Annotated in this window: 23 protein-coding genes and 1 riboswitch; of the genes, 10 read left to right on the top strand and 13 right to left on the bottom strand. The window is 64.2% G+C overall.

Annotated features, from left to right (window positions below; all coding sequences use genetic code 11):
* The first annotated feature begins 11 nt into the window (after positions 1 to 11).
* Positions 12 to 1,340 carry an MFS transporter gene (locus tag ACUYMZ_RS06150; RefSeq protein WP_426006242.1) on the top strand — a complete coding sequence of 443 codons (1,329 nt, stop codon included), beginning with the start codon at positions 12 to 14 and terminating at the stop codon, positions 1,338 to 1,340.
* A 65-nt stretch (positions 1,341 to 1,405) separates the two neighbouring features.
* Here ACUYMZ_RS06150 and ACUYMZ_RS06145 read toward each other — a convergent pair whose 3' ends face one another.
* Both ACUYMZ_RS06145 and speB read right to left on the bottom strand, forming a co-directional pair.
* Positions 1,406 to 3,109 (bottom strand): thiamine pyrophosphate-binding protein, encoded by a 1,704-nt coding sequence (locus ACUYMZ_RS06145; protein WP_481602448.1) that lies wholly within the window; start codon positions 3,107 to 3,109, stop codon positions 1,406 to 1,408.
* Positions 3,106 to 4,161 (bottom strand): agmatinase, encoded by a 1,056-nt coding sequence (gene speB / locus ACUYMZ_RS06140; protein ID WP_426006240.1) that lies wholly within the window; start codon positions 4,159 to 4,161, stop codon positions 3,106 to 3,108. The genes ACUYMZ_RS06145 and speB overlap by 4 nt, the downstream gene beginning before the upstream one ends.
* Before the next feature lie 222 nt (positions 4,162 to 4,383).
* On the opposite strand from speB, the gene ACUYMZ_RS06135 reads away from it, so the two are divergent.
* Positions 4,384 to 6,357, top strand: a complete 1,974-nt coding sequence (locus ACUYMZ_RS06135; protein WP_481602447.1) for an APC family permease — start codon at positions 4,384 to 4,386, stop codon at positions 6,355 to 6,357.
* 80 nt (positions 6,358 to 6,437) lie between these two features.
* Here ACUYMZ_RS06135 and ACUYMZ_RS06130 read toward each other — a convergent pair whose 3' ends face one another.
* On the bottom strand, positions 6,438 to 7,013 hold the full coding sequence (locus tag ACUYMZ_RS06130; protein WP_481602446.1) for a helix-turn-helix domain-containing protein: 576 nt from the start codon (positions 7,011 to 7,013) through the stop codon (positions 6,438 to 6,440).
* 265 nt (positions 7,014 to 7,278) lie between these two features.
* Here ACUYMZ_RS06130 and ACUYMZ_RS06125 point away from each other — a divergent pair, with 265 nt between their 5' ends.
* Complete coding sequence (locus tag ACUYMZ_RS06125) at positions 7,279 to 8,796, top strand: sodium:solute symporter family protein (RefSeq protein ID WP_481602445.1); 1,518 nt, start codon at positions 7,279 to 7,281, stop codon at positions 8,794 to 8,796.
* 130 nt (positions 8,797 to 8,926) lie between these two features.
* Here ACUYMZ_RS06125 and ACUYMZ_RS06120 read toward each other — a convergent pair whose 3' ends face one another.
* Complete coding sequence (locus tag ACUYMZ_RS06120) at positions 8,927 to 9,106, bottom strand: SRPBCC family protein (RefSeq protein WP_481602444.1); 180 nt, start codon at positions 9,104 to 9,106, stop codon at positions 8,927 to 8,929.
* The gene (locus tag ACUYMZ_RS06115) at positions 9,103 to 9,369 is read right to left on the bottom strand and encodes an SRPBCC family protein (protein WP_481602443.1); all 267 of its coding nucleotides are present in this window, start codon (positions 9,367 to 9,369) and stop codon (positions 9,103 to 9,105) included. Before ACUYMZ_RS06115 ends, ACUYMZ_RS06120 begins: the two co-directional genes overlap by 4 nt.
* 93 nt (positions 9,370 to 9,462) lie before the next feature.
* Positions 9,463 to 9,582, top strand: a riboswitch (SAM riboswitch).
* A 15-nt stretch (positions 9,583 to 9,597) separates the two neighbouring features.
* On the opposite strand from ACUYMZ_RS06115, the gene ACUYMZ_RS06110 reads away from it, so the two are divergent.
* A complete protein-coding gene (locus ACUYMZ_RS06110; protein WP_481602442.1) occupies positions 9,598 to 9,894 on the top strand; it encodes a hypothetical protein in 297 nt (98 codons plus the stop codon).
* Here ACUYMZ_RS06110 and ACUYMZ_RS06105 read toward each other — a convergent pair.
* Positions 9,891 to 10,085, bottom strand: a complete 195-nt coding sequence (locus tag ACUYMZ_RS06105) for a hypothetical protein (protein WP_481602441.1) — start codon at positions 10,083 to 10,085, stop codon at positions 9,891 to 9,893. The two genes, ACUYMZ_RS06110 and ACUYMZ_RS06105, sit on opposite strands and share 4 nt — an antisense overlap.
* 266 nt (positions 10,086 to 10,351) lie before the next feature.
* Between ACUYMZ_RS06105 and ACUYMZ_RS06100 the strand changes: the two genes are divergently transcribed.
* From ACUYMZ_RS06100 to ACUYMZ_RS06090, 3 genes are all read left to right on the top strand, one after another.
* Positions 10,352 to 11,533 carry a VIT1/CCC1 transporter family protein gene (locus ACUYMZ_RS06100; protein WP_481602440.1) on the top strand — a complete coding sequence of 394 codons (1,182 nt, stop codon included), beginning with the start codon at positions 10,352 to 10,354 and terminating at the stop codon, positions 11,531 to 11,533.
* Between the two features lie 109 nt (positions 11,534 to 11,642).
* Positions 11,643 to 12,536, top strand: a complete 894-nt coding sequence (locus ACUYMZ_RS06095; protein WP_481602439.1) for a matrixin family metalloprotease — start codon at positions 11,643 to 11,645, stop codon at positions 12,534 to 12,536.
* Positions 12,537 to 12,641: 105 nt separating this feature from the next.
* Positions 12,642 to 13,553, top strand: a complete 912-nt coding sequence (locus tag ACUYMZ_RS06090) for a matrixin family metalloprotease (protein ID WP_481602438.1) — start codon at positions 12,642 to 12,644, stop codon at positions 13,551 to 13,553.
* A gap of 6 nt (positions 13,554 to 13,559) precedes the next feature.
* On the opposite strand, the gene ACUYMZ_RS06085 is transcribed toward ACUYMZ_RS06090, so the two are convergent.
* Positions 13,560 to 14,693, bottom strand: a complete 1,134-nt coding sequence (locus ACUYMZ_RS06085) for an LOG family protein (RefSeq protein WP_426006230.1) — start codon at positions 14,691 to 14,693, stop codon at positions 13,560 to 13,562.
* A gap of 74 nt (positions 14,694 to 14,767) precedes the next feature.
* On the opposite strand from ACUYMZ_RS06085, the gene ACUYMZ_RS06080 reads away from it, so the two are divergent.
* Both ACUYMZ_RS06080 and ACUYMZ_RS06075 read left to right on the top strand, forming a co-directional pair.
* Positions 14,768 to 15,610: a gamma-glutamyl-gamma-aminobutyrate hydrolase family protein gene (locus ACUYMZ_RS06080; protein ID WP_481602437.1), complete on the top strand. Its 843-nt coding sequence runs from the start codon at positions 14,768 to 14,770 to the stop codon at positions 15,608 to 15,610.
* Between the two features lie 207 nt (positions 15,611 to 15,817).
* On the top strand, positions 15,818 to 18,652 hold the full coding sequence (locus ACUYMZ_RS06075) for a chitobiase/beta-hexosaminidase C-terminal domain-containing protein (RefSeq protein ID WP_481602436.1): 2,835 nt from the start codon (positions 15,818 to 15,820) through the stop codon (positions 18,650 to 18,652).
* A gap of 119 nt (positions 18,653 to 18,771) precedes the next feature.
* Here ACUYMZ_RS06075 and ACUYMZ_RS06070 read toward each other — a convergent pair whose 3' ends face one another.
* The 3 genes from ACUYMZ_RS06070 to ACUYMZ_RS06060 all read right to left on the bottom strand — a co-directional run bounded on the left by ACUYMZ_RS06070 (position 18,772) and on the right by ACUYMZ_RS06060 (position 22,085).
* Complete coding sequence (locus ACUYMZ_RS06070; protein WP_481602435.1) at positions 18,772 to 19,797, bottom strand: Gfo/Idh/MocA family oxidoreductase; 1,026 nt, start codon at positions 19,795 to 19,797, stop codon at positions 18,772 to 18,774.
* Positions 19,798 to 19,881: 84 nt separating this feature from the next.
* Complete coding sequence (locus ACUYMZ_RS06065; protein WP_481602434.1) at positions 19,882 to 20,901, bottom strand: sugar phosphate isomerase/epimerase family protein; 1,020 nt, start codon at positions 20,899 to 20,901, stop codon at positions 19,882 to 19,884.
* On the bottom strand, positions 20,898 to 22,085 hold the full coding sequence (locus ACUYMZ_RS06060; protein ID WP_481602433.1) for a Gfo/Idh/MocA family protein: 1,188 nt from the start codon (positions 22,083 to 22,085) through the stop codon (positions 20,898 to 20,900). Before ACUYMZ_RS06060 ends, ACUYMZ_RS06065 begins: the two co-directional genes overlap by 4 nt.
* Before the next feature lie 136 nt (positions 22,086 to 22,221).
* Here ACUYMZ_RS06060 and ACUYMZ_RS06055 point away from each other — a divergent pair, with 136 nt between their 5' ends.
* Positions 22,222 to 23,244, top strand: a complete 1,023-nt coding sequence (locus ACUYMZ_RS06055) for a LacI family DNA-binding transcriptional regulator (RefSeq protein WP_442423888.1) — start codon at positions 22,222 to 22,224, stop codon at positions 23,242 to 23,244.
* 56 nt (positions 23,245 to 23,300) lie between these two features.
* Here ACUYMZ_RS06055 and ACUYMZ_RS06050 read toward each other — a convergent pair whose 3' ends face one another.
* The 3 genes from ACUYMZ_RS06050 to ACUYMZ_RS06040 form a co-directional block, all read right to left on the bottom strand.
* Positions 23,301 to 24,227 carry an ATP-binding cassette domain-containing protein gene (locus ACUYMZ_RS06050; RefSeq protein ID WP_481602432.1) on the bottom strand — a complete coding sequence of 309 codons (927 nt, stop codon included), beginning with the start codon at positions 24,225 to 24,227 and terminating at the stop codon, positions 23,301 to 23,303.
* Between the two features lie 12 nt (positions 24,228 to 24,239).
* Positions 24,240 to 25,298, bottom strand: coding sequence for an ABC transporter permease (locus ACUYMZ_RS06045; protein WP_481602431.1), 1,059 nt, complete (start codon positions 25,296 to 25,298; stop codon positions 24,240 to 24,242).
* 79 nt (positions 25,299 to 25,377) lie between these two features.
* The gene (locus ACUYMZ_RS06040; protein ID WP_426006221.1) at positions 25,378 to 26,373 is read right to left on the bottom strand and encodes a substrate-binding domain-containing protein; all 996 of its coding nucleotides are present in this window, start codon (positions 26,371 to 26,373) and stop codon (positions 25,378 to 25,380) included.
* Between the last annotated feature and the right edge of the window lie 266 nt (positions 26,374 to 26,639).

Here is a 26,639-nt window from a genome sequence, read left to right as displayed (position 1 = left end):
TGAGGAAGCACATGAGCACAGCACCAACAGCCCCTGACACAGGCGCTGCCACTCCCACAGCCACGTCCATGAACTCCAAGGACATGCGCCGCATTCTCGCCTCCAGCTTCGTCGGCAGTGCCATTGAGTACTACGACTTTGTCCTTTACGCGACGGCGGCGAGCCTGGTCTTCAACAAGGTCTTCTTCGCCAACCTTGGCCCCGGATTCGACCTCTTCGCTTCCTTCGTGACGCTCGCCGTAGGGTACATCGCCCGGCCCTTGGGCGGCCTGATCTTCGGCCACTTCGGAGACCGCCTGGGCCGCAAAAAGATGCTGGTCCTGTCCATGCTGATCATGGGACTCGGCACGACGGCGATCGGCCTGCTTCCGCCCACCGCCCAAATTGGCATGGCTGCACCGATCGCCCTGGTGATTCTCCGCCTGGTCCAGGGCGTCGCCGTAGGTGGCGAATGGGGCGGCGCGGCACTCATGGCCATTGAGCACGCACCCAAGGAGCACCGGGGGTTCGCTGCGGCCTTCGCCAACGCCGGCGGGCCGGCGGGCGCGATCCTTGGCACGCTGGCACTGTCCCTTTTCGCGGCGGTTTCCGGCAACGATTTCCTTGTCTGGGGCTGGCGCATACCGTTCCTGCTGAGCGCACTGCTCATTGTGGTTGGCATGGTGATCCGCTTGAAGGTTGCCGAGACACCTGCGTTCCAACGCCTTGAAGCAGCCGGCGAAAAGCGCCGCGTGCCGCTGCTCGATGTCCTGAAGAACAACCCCCGGGCCGTGGTACTTGGCCTGCTCGCGACCACGTCGTTCTATGTCTGCCAGTCGATGACCACCGTATGGGGCGTTTCCGTGGCAGTTGAAAGCGGCGCCGACAAGAACGGCGTCCTGAACATCAAGGCCCTGGCTGCGCTCCTGACCTTGGTGATCTGTTTCTACTCCGCACGCCTCAGCGACCGGATCGGCCGCCGTCGGGTGCTGATCGGGGCCTCCCTTTTGGGTGTGGTGCTGGTCTACCCGATCCTGCTGCTCATGAGCAACGGTGAACTGTGGGGCTTCGCCCTCGCGATCATCCTGGGCAACGGGCTGGTTCAGGGTTTCCTCTACGGTCCGATTGCCGCCTACGTGGCCGAGCAGTTCCCCACCCGCAACCGTTACACCGGCGCCTCCCTCGCCTACCAGGGCGCTTCGATGGTGGGCGCAGGCTTCACGCCGATGATCGTGGCTGGCCTGAGCCTCGTTGCCGGTGGTGGATTGTGGCTGATTGCCGCGTTCTGGATCGTCGCCCTGCTGGCCTCGGCCATCGCCGTCAAGGCCACGCCGGAAGGCACCCACCGCGAACTCGACTGACGTGCGTGGCCCGCAACGCAGGAAGCCCCCGCATGGTGTTCCATGCGGGGGCTTCCTGCTGTTCGTTAATCGTCCAGGTGGGTGGGACCGAACATCTTGAGGAGCGTTTCAACCACGACGACGTTGGGTCCGTCCGCGGCGAAGGACGCCTTGAGCGCGTCCCCCACCTGGTCCGGGTCGACCCGGACGGCCGGCACGCCGAAGGACTCGGCCAGCTTGACGAAGTCGGGGCGGGCGAGCTCGGTGGCCGTGGCCTTGCCGAAGGCGCCCACCATGTATTCGCGGAGGATGCCGTAGCCGCCGTCGTCCACGATCAGCCAGGTGACCGGGATGTTGTGCTGTTTGGCGGTGGCGAGTTCGGAGATGGAGTACATGGACGAACCGTCACCGGAGACGGCCAGCACCCGGCTCGGCTTTCCAGTGGTTTCCAGGCCCACGGCCCCGCCGATCGCAGCCGGGAAGCCGTAGCCGAGCCCACCGGCTCCCTGGGCGGAGTGGAACTGCCCGTCACGGGAATCCCAGCAGGACCAGCCCCAGTACGCGGAGATGGTCATGTCCCAGAAGGTCTGCATGTCCGCCGGTACAGCCTCACGGATGTCCGACATGAACTTCAGTTCCTTGGCCAGGTCCTGTGATTCCAGACGGGCCTTGACCTTGGCCAGGGATTCCTTGACCAGTTCTTCCGGGCTGGTGCCGTGCCAGGACCGGACAGCCGACGTTGCTGCCCTCGCCTCGGAGAGGGCCGCATCCAGTGCCGCGAGGGCCTGCCCGGCATCGGCGCGGATGCCCAGGCCGGGGCGATTGGATTCCAGGACCCGGGGTTCGGCGTCGATCTGGATGATCCGGCCGCGGGGTTCGAACGTGAAGTAGTTCGAGGTCACCTCGCCCAGGGACGAACCGATCACGATCAGCACATCCGCGTCCTCAAGGACATCGGTCATGTACCGGTCCTCGATCCAGGACTGCAGGGACAATTCGTGGTTCCACGGGAACGCACCATTACCGCCCGGGGTGCAGATGACCGGCGCCCGGAGCTGTTCGGCGATGGAGAGCAGCGACTTCTCCGCCCGGCCACGGCGCGTACCGCCGCCTGCGATGATTGCCGGACGTTCCGCCGTCGAGAGCCACTTCACGGCTTCGCGGACCAATTCCACGCGCGGCGGGTTATCGAAGGCGTCAGCCAGCGCGTCCTCCACCGGCGGCACCACGATCGGGTCCAGCAGCACGTTCTGCGGGATCTCGATCCACACCGGGCCCTGCGGGGAGGAAATGGCCTCGGTCCACGCGTCCTGGATGGCCGACGGGATACCAGAAGCATGCTGGATCAGCCGCTGGCTCTTGGTCACGTTCGCGGCCGAGGCCTTTTGGTCATCGAGCTGGTGGAGCATGCCCTTGCGGCGCGCTCCCAGGCCTTCCAACGGGATCTGGCTCGCAACCACAACCATCGGCACGCCCGTGGCGTACGCCTCCTGCAAACCCGCAAGCGAGGTCAACGCCCCCGGGCCGGTGGACAGGAACAACACGCCCACCTCACCCGTGGCACGGGAATAACCATCAGCGGCGAACGCCGAGTTGTTCTCCACCCGCGAGGAAACGAAGTGCAGGTTCCCGCGGCCCATGGCGTCAAACAAGCCAAGGGCGTGTTGGCCCGGAATACCGAAAACCGTCTTCGCGCCGAGCGCTTCAAGGGTCTCGACGACGAGGTCCCCGCCGTTACGCTCCCCGGTCTCCCTGGTAGGGGCTGCCGTGCCCGGGTCGAAATCGATCATCGCTGCGTGGCCTTCGCGAGTTCCTCAATGCGCGCACTGAGGGCCTGCTGGGCGTAACCGTTCGGCGCACCGTGTCGGTCCCCTTCCACGGCGTTGTCGGCCATGAGGGTCACCAGTTCATAGGCCACGTGGCTGCCCGCAACACCGGTGATTTCGGCGTGGTCGTAAGCCGGAGCAACTTCCACTACATCAGCGCCAACGAGGTTCATGCCGCGGAAGCCACGGATGATCTCCAGGAGCTCACGGCTGGTGATGCCGCCGGCTTCCGGTGTTCCCGTGCCGGGTGCGTGGGCCGGATCCAGGACATCAATGTCAACGGAAATGTACAGCGGGCGGTTGCCGATGCGGTCCCGGATCTTGGCCACCGTCTCGGCCACGCCCTGGTAGTAGACATCCGCGGAGGTGACGATGCCGAAGCCAAAGCGGTGGTCGTCGTCGAGGTCCTTCTTGCCGTAGAGCGGACCGCGGGTACCAACGTGGCTGATGGCTTCAGTGTCCAGGATCCCCTCTTCCACTGCGCGGCGGAACGGGGTGCCGTGCGTGTACTCGGCACCGAAGTAGGTGTCCCAGGTATCCAGGTGGGCGTCGAAGTGCAGCATGGCGATGGGTTCACCGGCACGTTCGGCCGCGGCCCGCAGAAGCGGCAGTGCGATGGTGTGGTCGCCACCGAGGGTGACCAGCTTACTGCCGTTCGCGGTCAGGTCCAGCGCGTTCTGCTGGATGGTCTCAATGGCCTCGTTGATGTTGAACGGGTTCACGGCCATGTCACCGGCATCGGCGACCTGGATGTTCTCGAACGGGCTGACGTCCCAGGCCGGGTTGTACGGGCGCAGCAGACGGCTGGCCTCGCGAACATGGTTGGCGCCGAAACGGGCGCCTGGACGATAGGAAACGCCGGAGTCGAAAGGCACGCCGACAACGGTGACGTCGGCCTTGGTGACCTGGTCCAGACGGGGAAGCCGGGCATAGGTCGCAGCGCCGGCGTAGCGCGGGATACGGGATGAATCGATAGGGCCGAGGTTCCCGTTGGCTTCAATGCGGAGCTCTTCCAAAGTTGCGCCACTCCTTAGATAGATGGATCTGGGTTGTGACACCCATCATACACTCAAAGTTGTCCAATATGCATCATCTGTTTACAAGTGAGCCAGCGTATCCGGATGCAGTGAGATGCCGGTCACAGGAGGCGTTAAGATTCCATAAAAACCGGGGTCTGCGGCGGAAACGGCGTCCTACGCTCCTTGCTGAAGCAGCAGGGTGCTGCGCGAGAGGACACCGTGACAACGCTGACGAGGCCCCCGGCCGATCCGTCCAACCGGCCCAAGGGCGGCTTTCACTTGAAGGCCTGGCTGCTGGAAGGCATGCCGGACACGTCGGGAAAACGGCAGGGGCCCCACGGGAGGCCGTCGGACTCCCACAAGCCGCAGTCATGGTGGAAGGTCATGTGCCTGACGGGCCTGGACTACTTCTCCACCCTCGGCTACCAGCCCGCCATCGCCGCGCTTGCTGCCGGCCTTCTGTCACCGCTGGCCACCCTTCTGCTGGTAATCGCTACGCTGGCCGGCGCATTGCCCGTCTACCGGCGGGTTGCCAAGGAAAGCCCCCGCGGCGAAGGATCCATCGCCATGCTTGAACGGCTCCTTCCGCGCTGGGGTGGCAAGCTCTTTGTCTTGGCACTCCTGGGCTTTGCCGCTACCGACTTCATGATCACCATTACCCTCTCCGCCGCCGACGCGACAGCCCACCTGATCGAGAATCCGTTTGCTCCGCACTTCCTCGAGGGACAGCAAGTGGTCATCACCCTTGCCCTGATCGCAGGGCTGGGCATTGTCTTCCTTCGCGGATTCAAGGAAGCCATCAACGTGGCGGTCGTCCTGGTGGGCGTCTTCCTGGCCCTGAACCTTGTTGTGGTCGTTGTGGCGCTCAGCCACCTCTTTACCGAATCCCACGTCATCACCGACTGGTGGGCGGCACTGACCACGTCCCATGGCGATCCCCTCCTGATGATCGGCCTGGCCCTCCTGGTCTTTCCCCGCCTGGCACTTGGCCTGTCCGGGTTTGAGACCGGCGTGGCCGTCATGCCGCAGATCAAGGGCCACGCCACCGATACGGACAAGAACCCCGCAGGCAGGATCAAGGGCGCGCACAAGCTCCTGACCACGGCGGCCATCATCATGAGTTCGTTCCTGATCACCTCCAGCTTCACCACCGTGATGCTGATTCCCGCAGCGGAATTCGAAACAGGTGGCAAGGCCGAGGGGCGTGCCCTTGCCTACCTGGCCCATCAGTTCCTGGGTGACGGATTCGGCACGGTTTACGACATCAGCACCATTGCCATCCTGTGGTTCGCCGGGGCGTCGGCCATGGCAGGACTCCTCAACCTGGTCCCGCGGTACCTTCCCCGCTACGGCATGGCCCCCGCCTGGGCCCGCGCACTGCGCCCGCTGGTCCTCGTTTTCACCGTGATCGCCTTCGCTGTGACCATCATCTTCCAAGCGGACGTGAACGCGCAGGGCGGTGCGTACGCCACCGGCGTGCTGGTCCTCATCACCTCGGCTTCCATCGCCGTGACCCTCTCAGCGCGACGCAAGAAGCAGCGCGGCCAGTTCATTGGCTTCGGCATTGTCTCCCTGGCGTTCATCTACACCACGGTGGTCAACTCGATCGAGCGTCCCGACGGCCTGAAAATCGCAGCCTTGTTCATCCTGGGCATCGTGGCGGTCAGCTTCGTTTCACGGATACGACGGGCCTTCGAGCTCAGGGCCACCCACATCAAAATGGACGAGGCGGCCTTGGAATTCACCGCTAACAACGCCGACGGTCCGGTGCGGATCATCGCCCACGAGCCCAAGCACCTGAGCGCCAGCCGGTACCGGGAAAAGCTGCGGCACGCCCAGCAGGCCAACCACTTGCCCGTGGACAGCGACGCCGTATTCATCGAGATCATCGTGGACGACAGTTCCGACTTCGAGCAGGAACTCCAAGTGGTGGGCAGGAAGCGCCACGGCTTCAAGATCCTGGAAGTCCACAGCAACAACGTGCCCAACACGCTGGCAGCCGTTCTCCTCCACATCCGGGACGTCACCGGCTACATGCCGCACATCTACTTCCGGTGGACGGAGGGCAACCCCATCTCCAACCTGAGCAAATTCCTGTTCTTCGGCGAAGGCGAGATCGCTCCCGTGACCCGCGAAGTGCTTCGGGAAGCAGAGCCGGACGTGACCCGCAGGCCTTGGGTCCACGTGGGCTAGCAATCCCCGCCCAGATGGCACTTAATGACAATGTTTCCCCCAAACATTGTCATTAAGTGCCATCTCGCGGAGACGAAAAATTACCGGCTGGCTGCCGGAACCAGGACCCAGAGCACTTCCACGGTTTCATCGGTGGGATTGATCCACGTATGTGGTTCCCGGCCGGGGAAGGAAAGGGTGTCCCCTTCCTCGAGGTCATATTCCTCATTGGTGAGGATGAGCTTGATACGTCCCTTGACCACATGGAGGACGTCAACATCGCAGTCCACGGCGTAGAGCTCATTCTCACCACGGCCATGCGGTTCGATGGTTGCCTGCAGGATCTGCAGCCGGCGCTCCGATCGCGCGGTGAGAAGCCGTTCAACGATGCCCTGGCCACCCAGGGAAATGCGGGGACCATCATCCCGCAGCGTCAGGTGGGTTTCCGGCGCCGCGAACAAATCGCCAACCGACACTGAAAGCACCTGGCACAGGGTAACCAGTGAGGCGACCGACGGCGAGGTGAGGTCCCGCTCCACGCGGCTCAGGAAGCCTTTGGTCAGGCCGGTGGCATCCGCCACTTGCTCAATGGTCAGCCGCTGGGCCTGCCGCGCGGCGCGGATGCGGGAACCGATGGCAACGGGGACGTTGCTCGGTTCAACGGGGAGAGCCTTCATTCACGAACCTTTCAGGCCTGCCATGCGGCCCTGTCATTGGAGCAATAGTAGCCGGATCATCTTCCGCGCAGCGCGGTTCCGGCGTAACCATAACCAAAGGACCTTGACTGTTACTCCAGTCACAACATATCCTCATAGGCAACAAGTGTTGTCTGTGAGGCACACAACACGAGCCAATCTCCCGTCATCACGCACAGAGCTTCCGGCCAGCCCAACACAGCGCCGGAAATCCCAACCTCTGTGCATCAGCTCCAAGGAGCCACTCATGGACTCTTCGTTCATAAACATCGCCATCGTGGTGGTGTACTTGCTGGCCATGCTGGCCTTCGGTTGGTGGGGCAAGTCCCGCACCAAGAACAACAGCGATTTCCTGGTGGCCGGCCGCCGCCTGGGTCCCTTCCTGTACACAGGCACCATGGCCGCCGTGGTCCTTGGCGGCGCATCCACCGTGGGCGGCGTTGGCCTGGGCTACAAGTTCGGTATCTCCGGCATGTGGCTGGTGGTGGCCATCGGTTCAGGCGTGCTGCTGCTCAGCCTCCTGTTCGCCGGCACCATCCAGAAGCTCAAGATCTACACCGTCTCCCAGATGCTGACCCTTCGCTACGGCAGCAGGGCGACGCAGACCTCCGGCATTGTCATGCTGGCCTACACCCTGATGCTGTGCGCCACGTCCACCGGCGCCTACGCCACCATCTTCGTGGTGCTGTTCGGATGGGAGCGCTGGCTGGCCATCGCCATCGGCGGTGCGATCGTGCTGGTGTACTCCACCATCGGCGGCATGTGGTCCATCACCCTGGCCGACCAGGTCCAGTTCGTCATCAAGACGGTGGGCATCTTCTTCCTGATGCTTCCGTTCGCCATGAACGCTGCCGGCGGCCTGGACGGCATCCGTGCACGCGTTGATGAAAGCTTCTTCGACATCGGCGGAATCGGCCTCCAGACGATCATCACGTACTTTGTGGTCTACACGCTCGGGCTCCTGATCGGCCAGGACATCTGGCAGCGCGTCTTCACGGCCAAGACGCCCAAGGTAGCCCGCTGGGGCGGCGCAACCGCAGGCGTGTACTGCATCCTCTACGGCCTGGCCGGCGCCCTGATCGGCATGGCTGCAAGCGTTGCCTTGTCCGGTATCGAGATCGAAGCCAAGGACGACGTCTACGCCGAAGTCGCCACCAACCTGCTCCCGATCGGCATCGGCGGCCTGGTCCTCGCCGCAGCCGTCGCAGCCATGATGTCCACCGCCTCCGGCGCACTCATCGCAGCCGCAACCGTGGCCCGCGCCGACGTTCTCCCGTTCGTGGCCGGCTGGTTCGGCAAGACCGTCAACACCGACGACTCCGACAACCCTGAGCACGACGTCAAGGCCAACCGCTACTGGGTCCTGGGACTCGGCATCCTGGCCATCATCATCGCCATCTCCACCAAGGACGTCGTGGCGGCACTGACCATTGCGTACGACATCCTGGTGGGCGGCCTCCTGGTCGCGATCATCGGTGGCCTGGTGTGGAAGCGTGGCACGGGAATTGCCGCCGCTGCGTCCATGGCCGTGGGCTCCGTGGTCACCCTGGGCACCATGATCATCCTTGAGATCAACGCCAAGGCTCCCCTGGACGGCATTTACGCGAACGAGCCCATCTACTATGGCCTGCTCGCCTCTGCGATCGTCTACGTGGCTGTTTCACTGTTCAGCAAGCCCACCGACCCGGCGGTCATGAAGGCCTGGACGGACCGTGTTGCCGGTACCCGCGTGGCCGAGGATGAGCTGAGCTCACCGGCCAAGTAGCTGCAGCTTCTGCAAGCAACGTCCGACGGCGGCGCTTCCCTTTGCGGGGAGCGCCGCCTTGTTGTTTTCCCGGGCCAGGGGACCGAATCCGGCAAACTTCTCGTTGCCCGGGTGCTGTGAGTGGGCAGTGTCAGGCAGCCAGCACCTTGGCGAGGTTCTTGAGGTTGCGGCGGAGGGACAGACCCAGGAACCATTCCACCAGCGGCCCAGGCAGTCTGCCCATCAGGCCCTCCATGGGTGTATTGAGCCGCAGTTGCTCGGTAACGCGGGGCCCGCCGTCAACGGATTCCAGGGTGAACGTCGCCGTCAAATCCCGCTCACCTTCGATCGAGCGGGACACCCCATGCGGCGGGGTGGATCGAATTCCGTATATTCAACCATCCAGTCAAACTGCCGCCCCATGATCCTGGTGGTTCCCCGGCCCCGGGTTCCCAGCCCTGGCGGAGCATCGCCGAGCGGCCCGGACGAAATGACAAAAGCATCATAGGTGGAGAGGTTTTCGAACCGTGCCAGGAAGTCGAAGACCTCCTGCTGGGGCCGGGGAATATCCACGCTTTTCTCTATCGAGGGCATTGGGCCTCCTGGTGCTGACTGATGCTTCCTTGAACAGTGTGTTCCTGCGGACGGGACCGGAACAAGAAGGCCCATGCGGTAGGGTGGTGCCAGCTTCAAGAGAGGTGGCGCCAAGCTCCGACTGGCCACACACCAACCCCATGTTCACGGGTGGTTCGGATGAGGAAGCGGCCCGTTCCGGACCAGAGACAACCGAGCGGGCAAGAGCACTCCCCAGGAGATCCATCCTTGCCGTTCCAAGCCCACCCCCTGAGCGAAACAAACACCCCTGCCCTCCCCCGACGTCCCGGCGTGCCGGTGGTTCCCGGCGTGGACGTTGTCAGGGGAACCGTGACGCTGTTCCTGGACGGCCGCTTGCAGCGGTTCCTCTGCGCGGACGCTCACAGGATGGAACGCGCCCTGGGCCAAGCGGTCCGTCCCACGCGATGGTGCAGCGCGATGCGGACGCTGACGGTGACCGTTGCCGCCGTCGGACAACCTCGGGGGCGCGAGCGGCACTTCCTGCTGAGCGACATGCAGGACTAGAGTTCGTCGTCGTCGTCCTCGCGGAAGTCGTCCGCGTCGTCGATCGGGACCACCCGCTCGTCGTCGTCGGGAGCGTCCACTTCCTCAACCCACGGTTCGTCCACTTCCTGGTCCTCGCCGTAATCGTAGGCAGGATCCGACTCGATGGTTGCCCGTTCGGGGTGGCTTGCGTGCGGTTCGGTGCTGTTCATGCTCCAACCTCCGTGTGGTGGGCCGGCAAGCAGCCCTTCGGCCGAATGCGGGGAGTCCCCCGCCCCTGTCCTTCCATCTGAGCACCGGCCCCGGCGAACGGTCAAGACACCCGACCGGCACGTCGGAACGCAGGTTGAGCGGGGCTCCGAATTAAGGTCCGCCGAACATTCCGGTTGAGGAATACCGGCCAAAAAACCGCGGAAATAAGCGGTACAGTGGGCGGTGCAATGGGGCCGAAACCACCCCACCCAGCACAGGAGATAACGTGCAGAAGCACCATGAATCCCATGATCCGTTGAGCCCCGCTCCGGGTCCCGCCCCTGAAACGGCCCCGGCAGCGGAATCAGCTCCGGCAGCGGAAACGCCGCCACCGCCGTCCGCCTCCGACATCAAGCGCTGGCGCCAGTACCTGGCCGACGAACGGGCCGAAGCCGCGGTGTACCGGGAACTCGCGCAGCGGCGTGAGGGCGAAGAACGCCAGATCCTGCTGGCCCTGTCCGAAGCCGAGGGCCGCCACGAGGCCCACTGGCTCAAACTCCTCGGCGAACACGCCGGAATGCCCAAGGCAGCATCCGGCCGGAGCCGCTTCCTGGGCTTCCTCGCCCGCAACTTCGGATCGGTCTTTGTCCTTGCGCTCGCGCAGCGGGCCGAAGGCAGGTCGCCGTACGGTGCCGAGCCGGCCGCCACGCCCGCCATGGTGGCCGACGAGCAGATCCACGAGGAAGTTGTCCGCGGCCTGGCAACCCGGGGGCGGAACAGGTTGTCGGGCACCTTCCGGGCAGCCGTGTTCGGTGCCAACGACGGCCTGGTGAGCAACCTTTCGCTGGTCATGGGCATGGCGGCCACCGGCGTTCCCAGTTCCGTGGTGCTGATGAGCGGCGTGGCCGGCCTTCTCGCCGGAGCGCTGTCCATGGGTGCCGGCGAGTACGTATCCGTCCGGTCCCAGCGGGAGCTGCTCAGCGCCACCCTCCCCACCCAGGCGACGCTGACCGCGGCACCGTCACTGGACATCGAGCACAACGAACTCGTGCTGGTCTACCTGGCCCGCGGCATGACGCGTGAGGCAGCCGAACACCGCGCCGCCGAACGCCTGGGCCTGTTCAGCTGCGACTGCGACCCCAGCCTGTCCCTGCAGCCGGAAAAGCCGCCCACCGACGACCACGAAACCGTAGGGTCTGCTTGGGGAGCGGCACTGTCCAGCTTCTGTTTCTTCGCCTCCGGAGCCATCGTCCCCATCATCCCCTTCATCTTCGGCATGACGGGCGTGGCCGCGCTGGCAGTAGCCGGTGCGCTGGTGGGCATCGCACTGTTGGCGACGGGCGCCGTCGTGGGCTTGCTGTCCGGAACATCGCCGCTCAGCCGGGGTCTGCGGCAGCTGGCCATCGGCCTGGGGGCAGCGGCCGCCACCTACGGGTTGGGGCTGGCTTTCGGCGCCGCGATCGTTTAGGACGGGCCTTTCCTGGGCACATGTGAATGGACGCCATAGAGCAGGTGCCCGTAATGTTGGTTCGTCCTCCGCGCGGCCCGCGTGACCGGGGCGCAAGGAATGGAGAGCCGTGGAGCCGGAAAGTGAGACGCCGCGCGCGCCGAAACACCGGCGTGCGCTGACCACGTTGAAGGTTGTCCGCGGCCTGCTGATGGCCGCCGTGGCCGCTGTCGTGGCAGTCCTGGTGAGCGGATTTCTCCACGGCGACCCGCGCATCACGGGCCTCTTCCCGGGCGTTGCGCTGCCTGACACCCCGCAGATCGGGCAGGTGGTTCCATCGCCGGCACGGGCATTGGATGCGCCACCGCCGGGACTCGAAGAGGCAGATGCGCCACTGGCCTCGCCACTTCCTCCGGGCGCGCCCAGTGACTCGTACAAGTTCCTGGCCACCAACGACGACGGCACACCGGTGGGGTACTCACCGTGCCGTCCTCTGCACTACGTGGTGAATGACGCCGGCGCCCCCGCCGGAACCGGCCAACTGCTGGCGACCGCGATCGCCAACGTGTCCGAAGCCTCCGGCATCCAGTTCGTCAACGACGGAACCACCGACGAACCACCCGCTGACAAGCGTGAGCCCTACCAGCCGGACAGGTACGGCGACAGGTGGGCTCCACTGCTGATCTCGTGGACCACCCCGGCTGAAGCTCCGACACTGGCCGGGAACGTGATCGGCACCGGCGGAAGCACCATGTACTCCCTGAACAATGGCGCCAAAAGCTACATCACCGGCAGCCTGGAACTGGACACCCCGCAAGTGGCCGAGCTGCTGGCAGAAGAAGGCGGCTCGGACTACGTGCTCGCCGTCATGCAGCATGAACTGGGGCATGTGATGGGCCTTGACCACGTGGAGGACCCCATCCAGCTCATGTACCCGGAGATCGGCGCCCCCGACGGGCTGGCCGACGGGGACCTCAACGGGCTGCACCTTTTGGCTTCCGCACCGTGCCGCAAGGACATTTAGCCGCGACGGCCCATGGACGCGTCGCCGGAGCGGCTCTATGCTTGCGGGAAGCGGCCGACGGCGGCGCCCCCACCGTCCGCCCGGACCGCAGCGTCAGGGGGTTCAATGGAACCTTATGGGTCGCCGCAGTGGCCGGACCCCTATCCCCCTCCGCCCGGCCGGCCACCTGATCCGCCGGGCAGGCCGCCGATCAGACACACCAGCATCGCAGCCATTGTGTTCCTGCTGGCCGTGCTGGCGTTGGTCTGCGCCGGCGCATACTTCAGCGGCGGACTGCAGCAGTTCTGGAATGGCTCCTCTTCGCAGAGCCAGGGAGTTCGTCCGGGACTCCTGCCGTTCGGCCAACGCCAGGAGCCACCACCAGGCCTGGAGGAAGCCGATGCACCCCTGGGGACACCGGGACCCGTGCAACGCGCCAGCACCTCCTACAAATTCCTGGCCGTCAAGGAGGACGGCACTCCCCTGGCCTACTCCCCCTGCCGGCCCATCCATTACGTGGTGAACTCCGGAGCGGCACCGGCGAGCTGGCAACCATTGGTGGAAGAAGCCGTGCGGCAGGCCAGCCTGGCGTCGGGCCTCCAATTCATTTACGACGGCCCGACCTCCGAGACACCCTCCACCAACAGGGACGGCTATCAGCCTGAAGTGTACGGGGACCGCTGGGCACCGGTCCTGATTGCATGGACCACCCCCGAACAGGTGCCCCGCCTCACCGGCCAGACCGTGGGGCTGGGCGGGAGCTCCTCGATTGGCCTGAGCAACGGCTACCAGGCGTACGTGACGGGCACGGTTTCCCTGGATGCGCCGCAATTCTCGGAGATCATGGACTCGCCACACGGAAAGGACATCGGGGTGGCGGTGATCATGCACGAGCTGGGGCACCTGCTGGGACTGGACCACATCGACGACCCCCGCCAGCTCATGTACGACGAAGCGTCCTGGGTGCGTGACTACGCCTCCGGCGACCGGACGGGACTGGCGAAGCTCGGGTCCGGGCCCTGCAGCAAGGACTTCTGAGCCGCCTCAGCGCTGGACCACGGCGAGCGCTTCCTCCACGGTGTCCACCAGGAAGATCCTGTCCGCCATGGGTCTACCGGCCGCGAGGCTCTGCAGCATGGGCCACGCCGGGTATGTGTGTTCCCAGTGCCGGCGGCCAACCAGGACCATGGGAGTGATGGTTTCCGGGGCGGCATAGTAGTTCTCGCAGGCATCCTGGAAGATCTCCTGGACTGTGCCTGCAGCGCCGGGCAGGAAGACAATGCCGCCATTGCACAGTTCCAGCAGGATGGCTTCGCGGATGGCATTGGCGAAGTACTTGGCGATGTGGGTGGCAAACAGGTTGGGCGGCTCATGGCCGTAGAACCATGTGGGGATGCCCAGCGTCGGGGTTCCGCCCGGATAGCGTTCGACGACGGCCGCTGCTTGCCGCGCCCAAGCCGTCACCGAGGGCCTGAACCCGGGAACAGCGGCGAGCGCTTGCAGCGCAACGTCAGTGCCGTCGTCGGGCAGTCCGCTCAGGTACGCCCCCATATTGGCCGCTTCCATGGCGCCCGGACCTCCTCCGGTTGCGACGGTGAAGCCGGCACGTGCCAACAGCCGGCCCAGGCGTGCGGCTTGGGCGTACTCCTGGCTGCCGCGTTGGGCTGCGTGGCCGCCCATGACTCCCACCAGTGGTTTACCGGCGAGCTCACCGTCGGCGCGGAGTTCGTCCAGGGCGTCGCCGATCGCATGGTCGTGGAGTGCCGCGGCGAGGGTCGCTTCGAGGCTGGTGCGCTGGCCGGGCAGGATGCTCCACTGGTACACCCGGGCGTCGGGGGTGGATTCGTACTCCGTGGCGGCGATGTCCTGGTACAGCTCGGCGGCGGTGTAGAGACTGCCGCGATAGGGATTGAACGGGACCCCGTGCAGCTTTGGGAAAATGAGCGCACCACGGCTCCGCAGGCTGGCTTCCACGCCGTCGTCGAAGGTACAGCCCAGGAAGATGGCTCCTTGGGCGTCGAGTCGGCGCAGTTCCTGGGAGCGGCCGCGCAGGTCCAGCGACTGGGCGTGCCAGCCCCGCATGGTCACGGCTCCGGTGTGCAGGAGCCGGTCGAAGTGGGCCACGCTCTCGATGTCCAGGGTGCGGGGACTTGGGTTCAAAGCGCCGGAGGGGTTCATGCCCAACAGCGTAACGGCGCCCTTTGATGACGGACGTGTTTGCCTGGGCGCGGCCGGTCGGGTACTCATGGAGCATGACCCCTGCAGATGGGACCGGCGCACGGCCCAGGATCGGTGTCCCGGTCCGTTTGAGCGATCCGCACACTGCTGATGCCCGGGTAGGCGAAGCGAATGGGCTGTTCACGTACATCATCGACCTCCTCCGTGAGGCCGGCGGGGAGCCGGTGCTGTTGGAGGACGCTGCCGACGTCCGTGCCGACCTCGCGACGCTCGACGGCGTGCTGTTGCCCGGTGGCGGCGACCTTGACCCGCGCCTCTACGGCCAGGAACCGGTGGAGGCGGTGTACGACGTCAATCCCGACCAGGACCGCCTGGATCTGGAGGCCGCCCGTGCAGCCATCGACGCCGGCCTGCCGCTGTTCGGCATCTGCCGTGGCCACCAATTGCTGAACGTCCTCTATGGGGGCACCTTGGTCCAGGACATGGACCCTTCCGGAGTGTTGCACAACGGACTGGCCGGGCAGGGAGGGATGGCCGGGCAGGACGCCGCACCCGCCGGGGAGGACGCCGGCCTGGCCGGGCAGGACGCCGAAGGCAGCCTGTGGGCGTGGCATGAGGTAGTCCTTGCGGCCGGTTCGCGGGCGGCAGCCCTGTACGGCTCGGAGGGCGAAACCACCATCAGGATCGCCTCCGGCCATCACCAGGCTGTAGCCACCGTGGGCGAGGGACTGACAGTTACGGCAATCGCCGACGACGGCACGGTGGAAGCGCTGGAAGACCCCTCGCGGTGGGTAGCCTCGGTGCAGTGGCACCCGGAAGCCTCGCAGCTTCCGGAAGGCGAGCGCCTTGCGCCGTTCAGGGCCTTCGTCAATGTCTGCCGGAGCCCTATCAATGAGCTTCCCGGAGGAGTACAGTAGCGCTCACTGGTCCGGTGCCCGCAAGGCAGCGGACGGTAAAACTTCATTCGCATGGCGTCCTGGGGGCGTCTTAAAGTTTGCCGGCTGGGGGGCCCAACATCTGCTCAAAGGAGCATGGTTGTGGACCGTCCAAAACACTTTCGCCGTCCGAGTCATCCGAAATCCCCGTTCAAAAAGTTCCGTTCCGCCACCCGCCGGCTGCTGGGCTTGCTGCTTGCACCAGCCGTAGCCACGGGTGGCTTTGTTCTTTCCACCGCCGCCCCGGCCACTGCTGCGGTTCCGCCGTGCGCAGGGACGGGCGGGGCCATGCAGATCGTCGCGCACACGGACGACGACCTGTTGTTCCTTAGTCCCGACTTCATGCGGGACATCCAGGCAAAGCGGTGTGTCCAGACCGTATTCACCACCGCCGGCGAGGCCGGCGAAGGCGCAGCGTACTGGCGAAGCCTGGAAGCGGGCATCCGGGCAAGCTACTCCAAAATGGCCGGAGTGGCGGACTCCTGGACCACGTCCGATGCCGGGGTCCCCAACCGTCCCCTGACCATGCAGACCCTGAACGGGGCACCCAACATCTCCGTGGTGTTCATGCGCCTCCCGGACGGCTTTCCCAATGGTGACGGCAGTGCGGCGTACAACGACCAAAGCATCCTCAAGCTCTGGGACGGCCGGTTGTCCTCCATCCGGCCCGTGGACAACGCCGCCACGTTCACCAAGTCGCAGTTCCAAACAGCACTGAACCGCCTGGTGGCCAACTTCCAACCCACCACATTCCGCACCCAGGACTGGACCGGGAACTTCACCAGCCCCTACGACCACAGTGACCACTGGGCCACCGCCAAGTTCGCCCAACTGGCCACCCGCAGCTACACGGGACCGCACACGTCCATGGCCTACGATGCCTACGTCATTGACGAGTACCCGCAGAACGTCACCGGAGCCGAGCTGACCAACAAGGTGGACACATTTGTCCGGTTCGCCGACTTCGATATGTACCTGTGCAGCAGCCCCGGGGAAGGTTGCCCCGATTCGCCCTACAACGAGTGGTTGAAGCGGCAGTACATCACGGCCATCGAATGGGTGGGCAACGCAGCCAAGTCGGCCGGCACCACTGTCACCGCGTCCACTCAGAAAGCAACAGGCCAAAGCCCTGAAAAGGCCAGGGACGGCTACTTCTGGGGTGCGCCCATGGACGCCAACCGGGAATGGGTCACCGCCGCAGAAAAAACCGGCAGCTGGATCCAGTACAACTTCTCACCCACCCGGACCATCAACGCCGTCACGCTTTCCGACCGTCCGCTCCTGAGCGACCAGGTCACAGCCGGCAACCTGCAGTTCTCCGACGGAAGTACCGTCCCGGTGCCTGCGCTGCCCAACAACGGTTCCGGCCTGACCATCAACTTCCCCGCCAAGACCGTGAGTTCGGTTCGGTTCAACATCACCGGTGTCAGCTCCACCACCACCAACGCCGGCCTGGCGGAGTTTGAGGCATACCTGGGAGCGGACACGGTTGCTCCCGTGGTTACTGCCGATCCCCCGGGTGGAACGTACGCCGCCGGCCAGACCATCGCCCTCAAAGCCAATGAAACGGCCACGATCTACTACACCACCAACGGCACCACTCCCACGACGGCCAGCACCAGGTACACCGCTCCGTTGACCCTCAGCGGGCCACTGACGCTCAAGTACTTTGCCGTGGACGGTGCCAACAACTCCTCCGCGGTGGTGACACAGACCTACTCCACCGGGCCCGATGTCACCAAACCTGTTGTCACGGCAAACCCGGCCAGCGGAGCCTACGCGGCCGGTACCACCATCGCACTGAGCGCCAATGAACCGGCCGAGATACGGTACACCACCGACGGCACTGATCCTTTGACAGCAGGCCTGCTGTACTCGGCTCCCATCACCTTCAACGGACCCGGTCCGATGACGCTGAAATACTTCGCCAAGGACACCGCAGGAAACAGCTCGGACGTCGCGACACAGACGTACACGATTCCTCCGGACACCACCGCACCGGTGGTAACGGCCAACCCCACAGGAAAGGCACTGGCCAGCGGAGCAACCATCACCTTGACCGCCAACGAGGCAGCAGCCATCTACTACACCACCGATGGCAGCACACCCACCGCCACGGAATCGGCCACCAACATCAAGTACGCCACTCCAATCGTGATGGGCAGCTCCACGCTGACCCTCAAGTACATCGGCGTGGACACCGCAGGCAATGCCTCGGCAGTGGGAACCCAGACCTACACCGTTCCCGCAGCCGGACCGCCGTCGGCCCATGACTTCACCGGTGACGGCCGTGCGGACGTCCTCGCAGCCGATACGGCAGGAAACCTGTACATCTACCCGGGCAACGGCACCGGCGGTCTGTCCGCCAGGACCCTCGCCCTCCCCGCCCCCGCGTGGTCCTCCATCACGGACACCATCACGCCGGGCGACTTCAACAGGGACGGCAAGAACGACCTTTTGGCAAGGGCGGGAGACATTCTGTACTTCTACCCCGGCAACGGTGCTGGCAGCTTCGGCACCCGCACACAGGTCAGCATCGGCTGGAGCACCATGACGCAGCTGTTCTCCCCCGGCGATTTCAGCGGCGACGGCATCCCCGATTTCATCGGCCGCCGCAGCAACGGTGAACTGCGCCTTTACGAGGGCAACGGCACCGGAGGGCAGCGTACTCCCTACACCGTCGGCTGGGGCTGGGGCGTCATGAACTCCATCTTCAGCACCGGCGATTTCAACGGCGACGGGAAGGGCGACGTACTGGCGCGGCGTGCCGATACAGGAGCATTATGGCTATATCCGGGTAACGGTTCCGCCGGCTGGTTGCAATGGACACAGATCGGGACAGGCTGGGGAACCCGGACTGCACTGGCAGGACCACGCGACCTTGACGGCGACGCAAGGAACGACGTCCTGGGGCGGATCGGAGACACCTTGTACCTGTATCCCGGATCAGGCAGCGGAACGCTCAGCAACGTCCCGCCCATCAGCCTCGGCACCGGCTGGCAGAACATGAAAGTGATTGCCTGACCAGGTGCCCCCAGACCTGGCGCGGGTCGGAGTTTTCCCCCAGACTCATCCGGCCCGCGTCAGCCACGCCCGATCCTCTCTCACTTGCCTGAAGAAAGCCGGCGGCACGTGAGAGAGCGTCAGGGGGCTACTCTCACGGGAACGCCGGTTTCCAGTGATTCCTGGGCGGCGTCAGCCACCTTGGACGCGGCGACAGCGTCCTCGGGAGTGCACGGATTCTTCCGTTCTCCGAGGATCACTTCCACAAAGGCGGCCATTTCCGAACGGTACGCCTGGTCGAAGCGCTCGGCGAACGTCTTGTGCGGGGTCCCGGCAGGGAAGGCAATTCCGGGTTCCGCCGACCTAAGGGCCAGCTGCTGATCCATCCCCACCAGGACGGAACCCTCCGATCCCTGCAGTTCCAACCGGACATCATGGCCGGCCCCGTTGTAGCGGCTGGCCGAGACCGTACCTACCGTGCCGTCGTCGAGCGTCACCACCGCCAGGGCGGTATCGACGTCGCCCACCTCGCCGATGGCCGGATCGCCGTTGTTGGACCCCTTGGCGTAGACCTCCACGATTTCCTTGCCCGTGAGCCAGCGCAGGATGTCGAAGTCGTGAACCGAACAGTCCCGGAAGAGTCCGCCGGAGGTAGCGAGGAACTCCACAGGCGGCGGTGTCATGTCGCAGGTGACAGCCCTGATTGAATGGATCCAGCCGAGTTCGCCGGCATCGTAGGCACGCTTGGCTTCAAGGTAGCCCGCGTCGAAGCGGCGCTGGTGGCCGATCTGGACAGTACCGCCCTTCTCCCGGATGTACTCAACCACCGGCAGGGACTCGGCCACGTTGACAGCAACGGGCTTCTCGCAGAACACAGGAATGCCCGCGTCCACGCCCGCCCTGATCAGGTCCGGGTGGGTTGCCGTCCCGGTTGCAATGACCAATCCATCGATGCCGGAGGCGATCAACTCCGGCACGGACGGAAGGAATTCCGCGCCGAATTCCCCGGCCACCGATCGGGCATGCTCCTCGGCAACATCCGTGAGCTTGAGCCGAAGATGGACTCCGTCCGGGTTGAGGATCCCGTTCAATGCGGTGATGTTCCTGGCGTGCATCACGCCGATCCTTCCCACCCCCACCAGCCCGAGCGTCACTTGCCTGGTCATATGTCATGGTCCTTTTCGTTGTATGGCCTGTTTTATAAGAAATGGGGGTTTCACAACGCCACCCCGTGCCGGATGTCACCTTCGTCAGGCAGGGACGTTCAGTGACGCTTCCAATGCTGCATCGGCATCCCGCAGAACTTTCGCGGCTACCTCAAGGCCCTCGATCCGGCCCAGGGAGACATCCTCGTGCTCGATGTTGACCAGCATGTCCGGGTCAACATCGTGGAGGGCGCGGAGGAATTCGGTCCAGTAGGCGGTGTCGTGTCCACGGCCCAAGGCGACGAAGTCCCACGCGGAGTTCGTCGGCCACTCGTTTGCCCACTCGTCTCCGCCCAGGTTGGTGCGGTTCTCCTGTGGTGAGAGCCGGCGGAAGCTGTTGTCCAGCACACCGTAGAGCGCGGCATTCCCTTTGTTGATGCGGACGTCCTTTGCCGCGGCCTGGAACACCAGTGAACCCAGTTCGCGGACCACCGCTACCGGGTCCATTTGCTGCCAGAACAGGTGTGAGGCATCCAGTTCGACGCCCACGTGGGTGGCGCCTGTGAGTTCAATGAACTTGTACACATCGGCAGTGTTGAACACGATGTTCTGGGGGTGGAGTTCCAGGGCCACCTTGACGCCATGGTCTGCAGCAAGCCGGTCTGTTTCCTTCCAGAACTCCGCCGCGACGCCCCATTGGTAATCCAGGACATCAAGGGCTGCCGAGTTCCACGCGTTCACCACCCAGTTGACGGTGGTTGCTCCGGGCTCGCCGCCGGGCAGGCCTGACATGGTTACCACGCGGTTCTGGCCGAGACGATGGGCCAAGCGGATGGACCGTCGAATGTCTTCGGCATGCTTTTCACCGATTTCCCGGCGCGGATGCAGTGGGTTTCCGTTGCAGTTCAGGCCCGCGATGGACACGCCGCTGCCTTCGAAGAGGCCCAGGAAGTCGTCCCTTGCGGTGTCCGAAACCAGGATCTGGTCGAAGGTGGGTACGTGGACAGCAGGCAGGAAGCCGCCGGTGTTGATTTCGATTCCGGTCAGGCCCAGCTCTGCGATGACCTTCAAGGCTTCGGGCAGGGACCGGTCATGCAGGATCGCGTTGTAGACGCCGAGTTTCATAGCGTGATCTTCTTTCCGTTGTTCAAAGCTGATTCAGTGACGGCACCGAGGAGTTCCATGTTGCGGACGCCCTCGTCGAACGTGGCGCAGCGGGGCAACGACTCTGCTTCGGACAGTCCGGCTACCTCTTCCAGGAACGCCCGGGCCTGGTAGCCGAAAGCATCGTTCTGGCCGAAACCGACCTCTGGGGCATCCATGGCGAGGCCGCCTGCAATGTAGGGGTGCCCCGGGCCTAGGATGACTTGCCGGTAGCCGTTCTGCAGGCCGGAGTCGTCGTTGAGGAAGAGCTGGATTTCGTTGGGGCGGCGTTGGTCGAACTTGGCGCCACCGTTTTCGCAGAACACCTCGAACTGGAGGCTGTTGGCGTGGCCGGCAGCAACACGGGACACTTCGAAACTTCCGGCGCCATTGGCGAACTCTGCATTGAAGGCCGCATAGTCGTCGTTCTCCACCGCTTCGAAAGTGTCGCTGACGGCAACGTGGTCGTGACCCATGACGGCACTCAGGGGCAGCGGGCGCTTGTCGATCGAGGTGGCCAGCCGGCCACCGCTGATGGACTTGATGTCGCCGCACAGGAACTCGGAAACGTACGTCAGGTGGCTCCCGACGTCGGCCAGCGCACCGGAGCCGGGTCCGCCCTTGTAGCGCCAACTCATGGGAGCTGAAGGGCTGAAACCGTAGTCGGTCCAGTACCGGCCACTGAAGTGCAGCACGTTTCCGAGGACGCCGTTCTGGATGAGTTCACGGATGTAGGCGATGCCGGGAGTGCGGCGGAACGTGAAGCCGATCCGGGCCAGGTTTCCGCGGGACTCGGCGGCACGGGCAGCACCGGCCATGGCACGGGCGTCCTCCAGGGTGTCGCTGAGGGGCTTCTCGCAGAGCACGTGCTTTCCGGCAGCGAGCAGGCCTTCCACCACTTCGCGGTGCAGCGAGTTGGCGATTACCACGCTGACAACGTCAATGTCGTCGGCCTCGGCAATGGCCTGCCACGAGGTGTCGTTGCGCTCGTACCCAAACCGGCGGGCAGCGAGGGAACCGAACTCCGCATTCACATCGCCAATGGAAACCAGCCGGATCTGTGGCAGCACAGGGCTGTAAAGGGCAGATGCTGTGCGATAAGCGGCAGCATGGGCCTTGCCGGCCATGCCTGCACCGATGACGGCGACGCCGAGGCTTTCAGCCATTGATTTCTCCTTCGAAATTTCACCGACACATGGGGCTCTGTGCGGATTTTGTAGCGCTACAATTTTGACGCTGAACTCGATCGTAACCATGTCCATATGTCCTGTCAATCCTTCGCCGACTATCCTCGAAGCAGACATGAAAGGCACCGAACATTCCGTGAACAGTCCCCAGACCCGACGCCCCACCCTCTACGACGTCGCCACCCAGGCCGGCGTCTCGCCGTCGTTGGTTTCGCTCTTCCTTAAGAACCCCGAAAGGGTCAGCGCGAAACGCCGGGACGCTGTCCAAAACGCCATCAGCGAACTCGGCTACCGGCCCAGCCGCGCCGCGACTACCTTGGCCAGCACCCGCACCAAGAGCATCGGATTGGTGATCGACGACTACCGGAACCTGTGGTTCGTTGACCTCCTCCGCGGCATGGAATCCGTCCTCTCCGAGCGCGGCTACCAAGTCACGCTCGCCGATTCCCGGCCTGGCGAGAACCGCATCAAGGAGGCCACCGACGGCCTGCTCGCCATGCACGTGGACGCACTGGTCATCGCAGCAGAACCAAGCGAAGCGATGCTGGAGCGCACCTGGGTGCCCACGGTCGTGGTCGGCTGGCGTAACGGCCTCCCCGAGGGCGCCGACTTGATCACCAACGACGACGACGCCGGTGGAAGCATGGCAACCAACCACTTGCTGCAGTTGGGACATCGGCGGATCGGGCACCTGTCAGGGCACGACGGCGCGTCCCGGCACCGGCGGTCGGGTTACCAGCGGGCCATGGAGACTTCCGGCCTCGAAGTACTGACAGGCCAGGCCGAGGGAACCTCCGAGGAGGACGGATACCAGTCGGCAAGCTGGCTCCTGGACCACTATCCGGACATCACAGCGATCTTCGCCGCCAACGACACCATGGCACTGGGGGCCTTCGCCGCCCTCAAAGCCCGGGGACTGTCCGTTCCAACAGATGTCTCCGTGATCGGCTACGACAACTCCCCCCTGGCCAAGTTCCGCTACCTGGACCTGACATCCATCGACAACCGAAGCGACCTGGTGGGCGCCGATGCAGCGAACAGGCTCCTTGCCCGGCTCGAAGAACCTTCTCTTCAACTGGAGCAGAAGTTGATCGAACCTCTGCTGGTCCTGCGGAGCACAACTGCAACCCCACGTTAAAAGACGACTCTGCCCGGAGCCACGCAAGGCACCGGGCAGAGTTGACCGAGGAAGGCCTAGTGGCGTTTCGTGGTGTTCTCCGGTGCGGCGTCAGCCACCCCGGCCACTTCTGCCTTCACTTCCTCAAGGGCCTCGTTGTGGCCGCCGAGTTGCTCGAGCTCATGGGCCAGTTCAGCCAGTTCCGCGCCGCCGGCCATCTGGGCGGTGAGCTCTTCCAGGGTGATGTCCTTCTTCTCGTAGTAGCCGATCGACTTACCGCGCTTTAGCAGCAGGAACCGGTCACCGACAGGGAAAGCATGGTGCGGGTTGTGGGTGATGAAGATGACGCCGAGGCCGCGGTCGCGGGCCTGCAGGATGTAGCGGAGTACGACGCCGGACTGCTTGACTCCCAGCGCGGCCGTCGGTTCGTCGAGGATCAGGACCTTGGCGCCGAAGTACACGGCGCGGGCGATTGCCACACACTGGCGTTCACCGCCGGAGAGCTGCCCGATGGGCTGTTCAACGTCGCGCAGGTCAATGCCCATGTCTGCCAGTTCCTTCTTGGTGATGTCCTTCATCTTCTGGACATCCATGCGCCTGAACGGTCCCACGCCGGTGGTCAGCTCGGAGCCGAGGAAGAAGTTCCGCCAAATCGGCATGAGCGAGACGACGGCGAGGTCCTGGTACACAGCCGCGATGCCGGCGTCGAGGGCCTCACGCGGTGAGCCGAGCTTGCGGTCCTCGCCCATGATCTTGAATGAACCTTCATCGTGCTGGTGCAGGCCGGCGATGATCTTGATCAGGGTGGACTTGCCGGCGCCGTTGTCGCCCAGGACACACGTGACGCGGCCGTTGTCCACAGCCATGGTCACGTCCCGCAGTGCGATGATGTTGCCGTAATGCTTGCCCACGGATTCGAGGGAAAGCAGGTGCACGGGCGTGTGGGTCAAGGGGTCCTTCTCGTCTTTCAGCAGTGTTCGCTGGTCGATCTGTTGTGCATTCATTGGTCCGGCCCCTTACTTCAGCTCTGCCCGGCGTTTGACGATGAGGTTGACGATGGTGGCCAGCAGCAGCATCAAGCCCAGGAAGAACTTGAACCAGTCCGGATTCCATTGTGCGTAGACAATGCCCTTGTTGGCCATGCCGAAGATGAACGCACCGATCGCGCCACCAACAGCGGAGCCGTAGCCACCGGTCAGCAGGCAGCCACCGATCACGGCGGCGATGATGTAAAGGAACTCGTTACCCACGCCTTCACCGGACTGGACGGCGTCGAAGGCGAACAGGTTGTGCATGCCCAGGATCCAGCCACAGAAACCCACGGCCATGAACAGGCCGATCTTGGTCTTGGTCACCGGGACGCCCACGGCGCGGGCAGCGTTGGCATCGCCGCCGACGGCGAAGATCCAGTTGCCGATGCGGGTGCGCAGCAGAACCCAGGAAGCGATCAGGACCATGACGATCCAGAAGAACACCGTGATCTTCACTTCCACGCCGCCGATGCTGATGGAGGAGGCGAACACGGCACGGGCGGAGTCGAAGCCGTCCAGTTTGGAGATCGACGGCGAGGAAACGGAACCGCCGATGAGCCGGGTCAGTGCCAGGTTCAGGCCGGTCAGCATGAGGAACGTGGCCAGGGTGACGATGAAGCTGGGCAGCTTGGTCTTGACAAGGATCCAGCCGTTGATGAAGCCAATACCCAGGGAAACCACCAGGGCCAGCAAGACACCCACCCAGGCGTTCATGGAGAAGTACCAGCTGAACAACGAGGCCGTCAGGGCCGAGGAAATAACGGCCACGCCGGTGGAGAGGTCGAACTCGCCACCGATCATCAGCAGCGACACTCCCACTGCCATGATTCCGATGGTGGAAGAACCGTAAAGCACCGTAGCCAGTGCGTTTGGCTGGGTGAACGTCTGGGAGACCGATGCGAAAAAGATGAAGAGGACAACGGCTCCAACGAGCGCACCGACCTCGGGGCGGGCGAGGAACTTCTGGAACGGGTTGCGGCGCCCTACCCGTTCATCACCGGACGCGGAGGCCGGCGCCGGGGGCAGGGTTGCTGTGTTTGCCATGGGGATGACTCCTTGTTGATCTGGCTGCGCTGATGGTCAGGCTGCGCGGCGTGCTCCGCCGCGCAGCCGGAAGCCTGATCTAGCGCACGCCCTGCTGGGCGAACTTGAGGACATCGGAAGCGTTGGACTTGTCAACAATGGTGGGACCGGTCAGAACAGGCTGGCCCCCACCGATCTTGAAGCCCCCTCGCTTGGCCTGCCACAAGGCGTCGACCGACATGTAACCCTGGAGCCACGGTTGCTGGTCCACCGTAAAGATCACGGCACCGTCCACGATCTTCTGGGCAAGTTCGGCATTGAGGTCAAAGCTGGCTACCTTGGCCGCGCTGCCGGCGTCGGACACCGATTTCAGGAGGGTCAGGGTGATGGGCGCCCCGAGGCCGATAATGACGTCAGCGTCCTTGGACGCCTGGAGCTTGGCGGTGGCGGTGGACTGGACAGCGGTCATGTCCTTGCCATCCACATAGAGAATTTCGGTGGCGGGAACCTTGGCCTTAACGCCCGCGCAACGTGCTTCCAAGCCGACGTGGCCCTGCTGCTGGATAACGCAGACCGGGTGCTTGTATCCCTCGGCGGCAAGGCGGGTGCCTACGGCTTCACCGGCCAACTGTTCGTTGGAGCCGAAGTGGGTGAAGGCACCGAGCTTGGCGGACTCGGACTCACCAGCGTTGAGGCTGACAACCGGGATGCCGGCGTCGGTTGCCTTCTTGAGGACGTCCTTCAGGGCGTCGGGGGTAGCAACCGTAACCGCGATGCCGTCAACCTTCTGGTCGATGGCCTGCTGCACCAGCTGCGCCTGGCGCCCTGCTTCGGGATCGCTCGTGTAAAGCAGTTCCACATTGTCCTTGGCGGATGCTTCCTCAGCACCCTTGCGCACGATGTCCCAGAAGGTGTCGCCGGCTGCGGCGTGCGTAATCAGGGCCACCTTGATGCGATCGGTGGATGCCACCTGACCTCCGGCAGCACCACCGCCGGAATCGGACGGCCTGCCGCCCTGGCTCGAACAAGCGCTCAGTGCTACCAGGGGAACCACTGCTGCGGCGAGGGCCGCTTTGCGCCACGAGAATTTTGCCACCGTTATCTCCTTTGATGTCAGCTTGAGGGCGTCCATAAGACTCGTATCCGGATCACCCACTACTCAGATCATGGTGACTCGCCTCACACTTTGTCAATACTTTGTCCTGACATTAGGATGTTTTTACTTATCACCTCGAGTAGATGGGTTTACGACGGCGGCCGAAGGTCACCAAGCGCGGGGCGGCCGCAACTTCCTTGACGCTCCAAACCCGGCTGCTATGATCAGAAAAAGGCAGTATGTCCTATCAAGAGAACATGAGCGGA

Source organism: Arthrobacter sp. T572 (assembly GCF_056780115.1).
Note: the sequence above shows the minus strand (reverse complement) of the source record. Positions and strands in the feature narration are given on the sequence as shown.

Coding starts and splice junctions, on each gene's coding strand:
- ACUYMZ_RS06065 (WP_481602434.1), bottom strand. CDS start 20,901: ATGAAACTCGGCGTCTACAACGCGATCCTGCATGACCGGTCCCTGCCC.
- ACUYMZ_RS06125 (WP_481602445.1), top strand. CDS start 7,279: ATGGACTCTTCGTTCATAAACATCGCCATCGTGGTGGTGTACTTGCTG.
- ACUYMZ_RS06070 (WP_481602435.1), bottom strand. CDS start 19,797: ATGACCAGGCAAGTGACGCTCGGGCTGGTGGGGGTGGGAAGGATCGGC.
- ACUYMZ_RS06145 (WP_481602448.1), bottom strand. CDS start 3,109: ATGATCGATTTCGACCCGGGCACGGCAGCCCCTACCAGGGAGACCGGG.
- ACUYMZ_RS06055 (WP_442423888.1), top strand. CDS start 22,222: ATGAAAGGCACCGAACATTCCGTGAACAGTCCCCAGACCCGACGCCCC.
- ACUYMZ_RS06130 (WP_481602446.1), bottom strand. CDS start 7,013: ATGAAGGCTCTCCCCGTTGAACCGAGCAACGTCCCCGTTGCCATCGGT.
- ACUYMZ_RS06045 (WP_481602431.1), bottom strand. CDS start 25,298: ATGGCAAACACAGCAACCCTGCCCCCGGCGCCGGCCTCCGCGTCCGGT.
- ACUYMZ_RS06105 (WP_481602441.1), bottom strand. CDS start 10,085: ATGAACAGCACCGAACCGCACGCAAGCCACCCCGAACGGGCAACCATC.
- ACUYMZ_RS06085 (WP_426006230.1), bottom strand. CDS start 14,693: ATGAACCCCTCCGGCGCTTTGAACCCAAGTCCCCGCACCCTGGACATC.
- ACUYMZ_RS06090 (WP_481602438.1), top strand. CDS start 12,642: ATGGAACCTTATGGGTCGCCGCAGTGGCCGGACCCCTATCCCCCTCCG.
- ACUYMZ_RS06115 (WP_481602443.1), bottom strand. CDS start 9,369: ATGCCCTCGATAGAGAAAAGCGTGGATATTCCCCGGCCCCAGCAGGAG.
- ACUYMZ_RS06050 (WP_481602432.1), bottom strand. CDS start 24,227: ATGAATGCACAACAGATCGACCAGCGAACACTGCTGAAAGACGAGAAG.
- ACUYMZ_RS06080 (WP_481602437.1), top strand. CDS start 14,768: ATGACCCCTGCAGATGGGACCGGCGCACGGCCCAGGATCGGTGTCCCG.
- ACUYMZ_RS06060 (WP_481602433.1), bottom strand. CDS start 22,085: ATGGCTGAAAGCCTCGGCGTCGCCGTCATCGGTGCAGGCATGGCCGGC.
- ACUYMZ_RS06150 (WP_426006242.1), top strand. CDS start 12: ATGAGCACAGCACCAACAGCCCCTGACACAGGCGCTGCCACTCCCACA.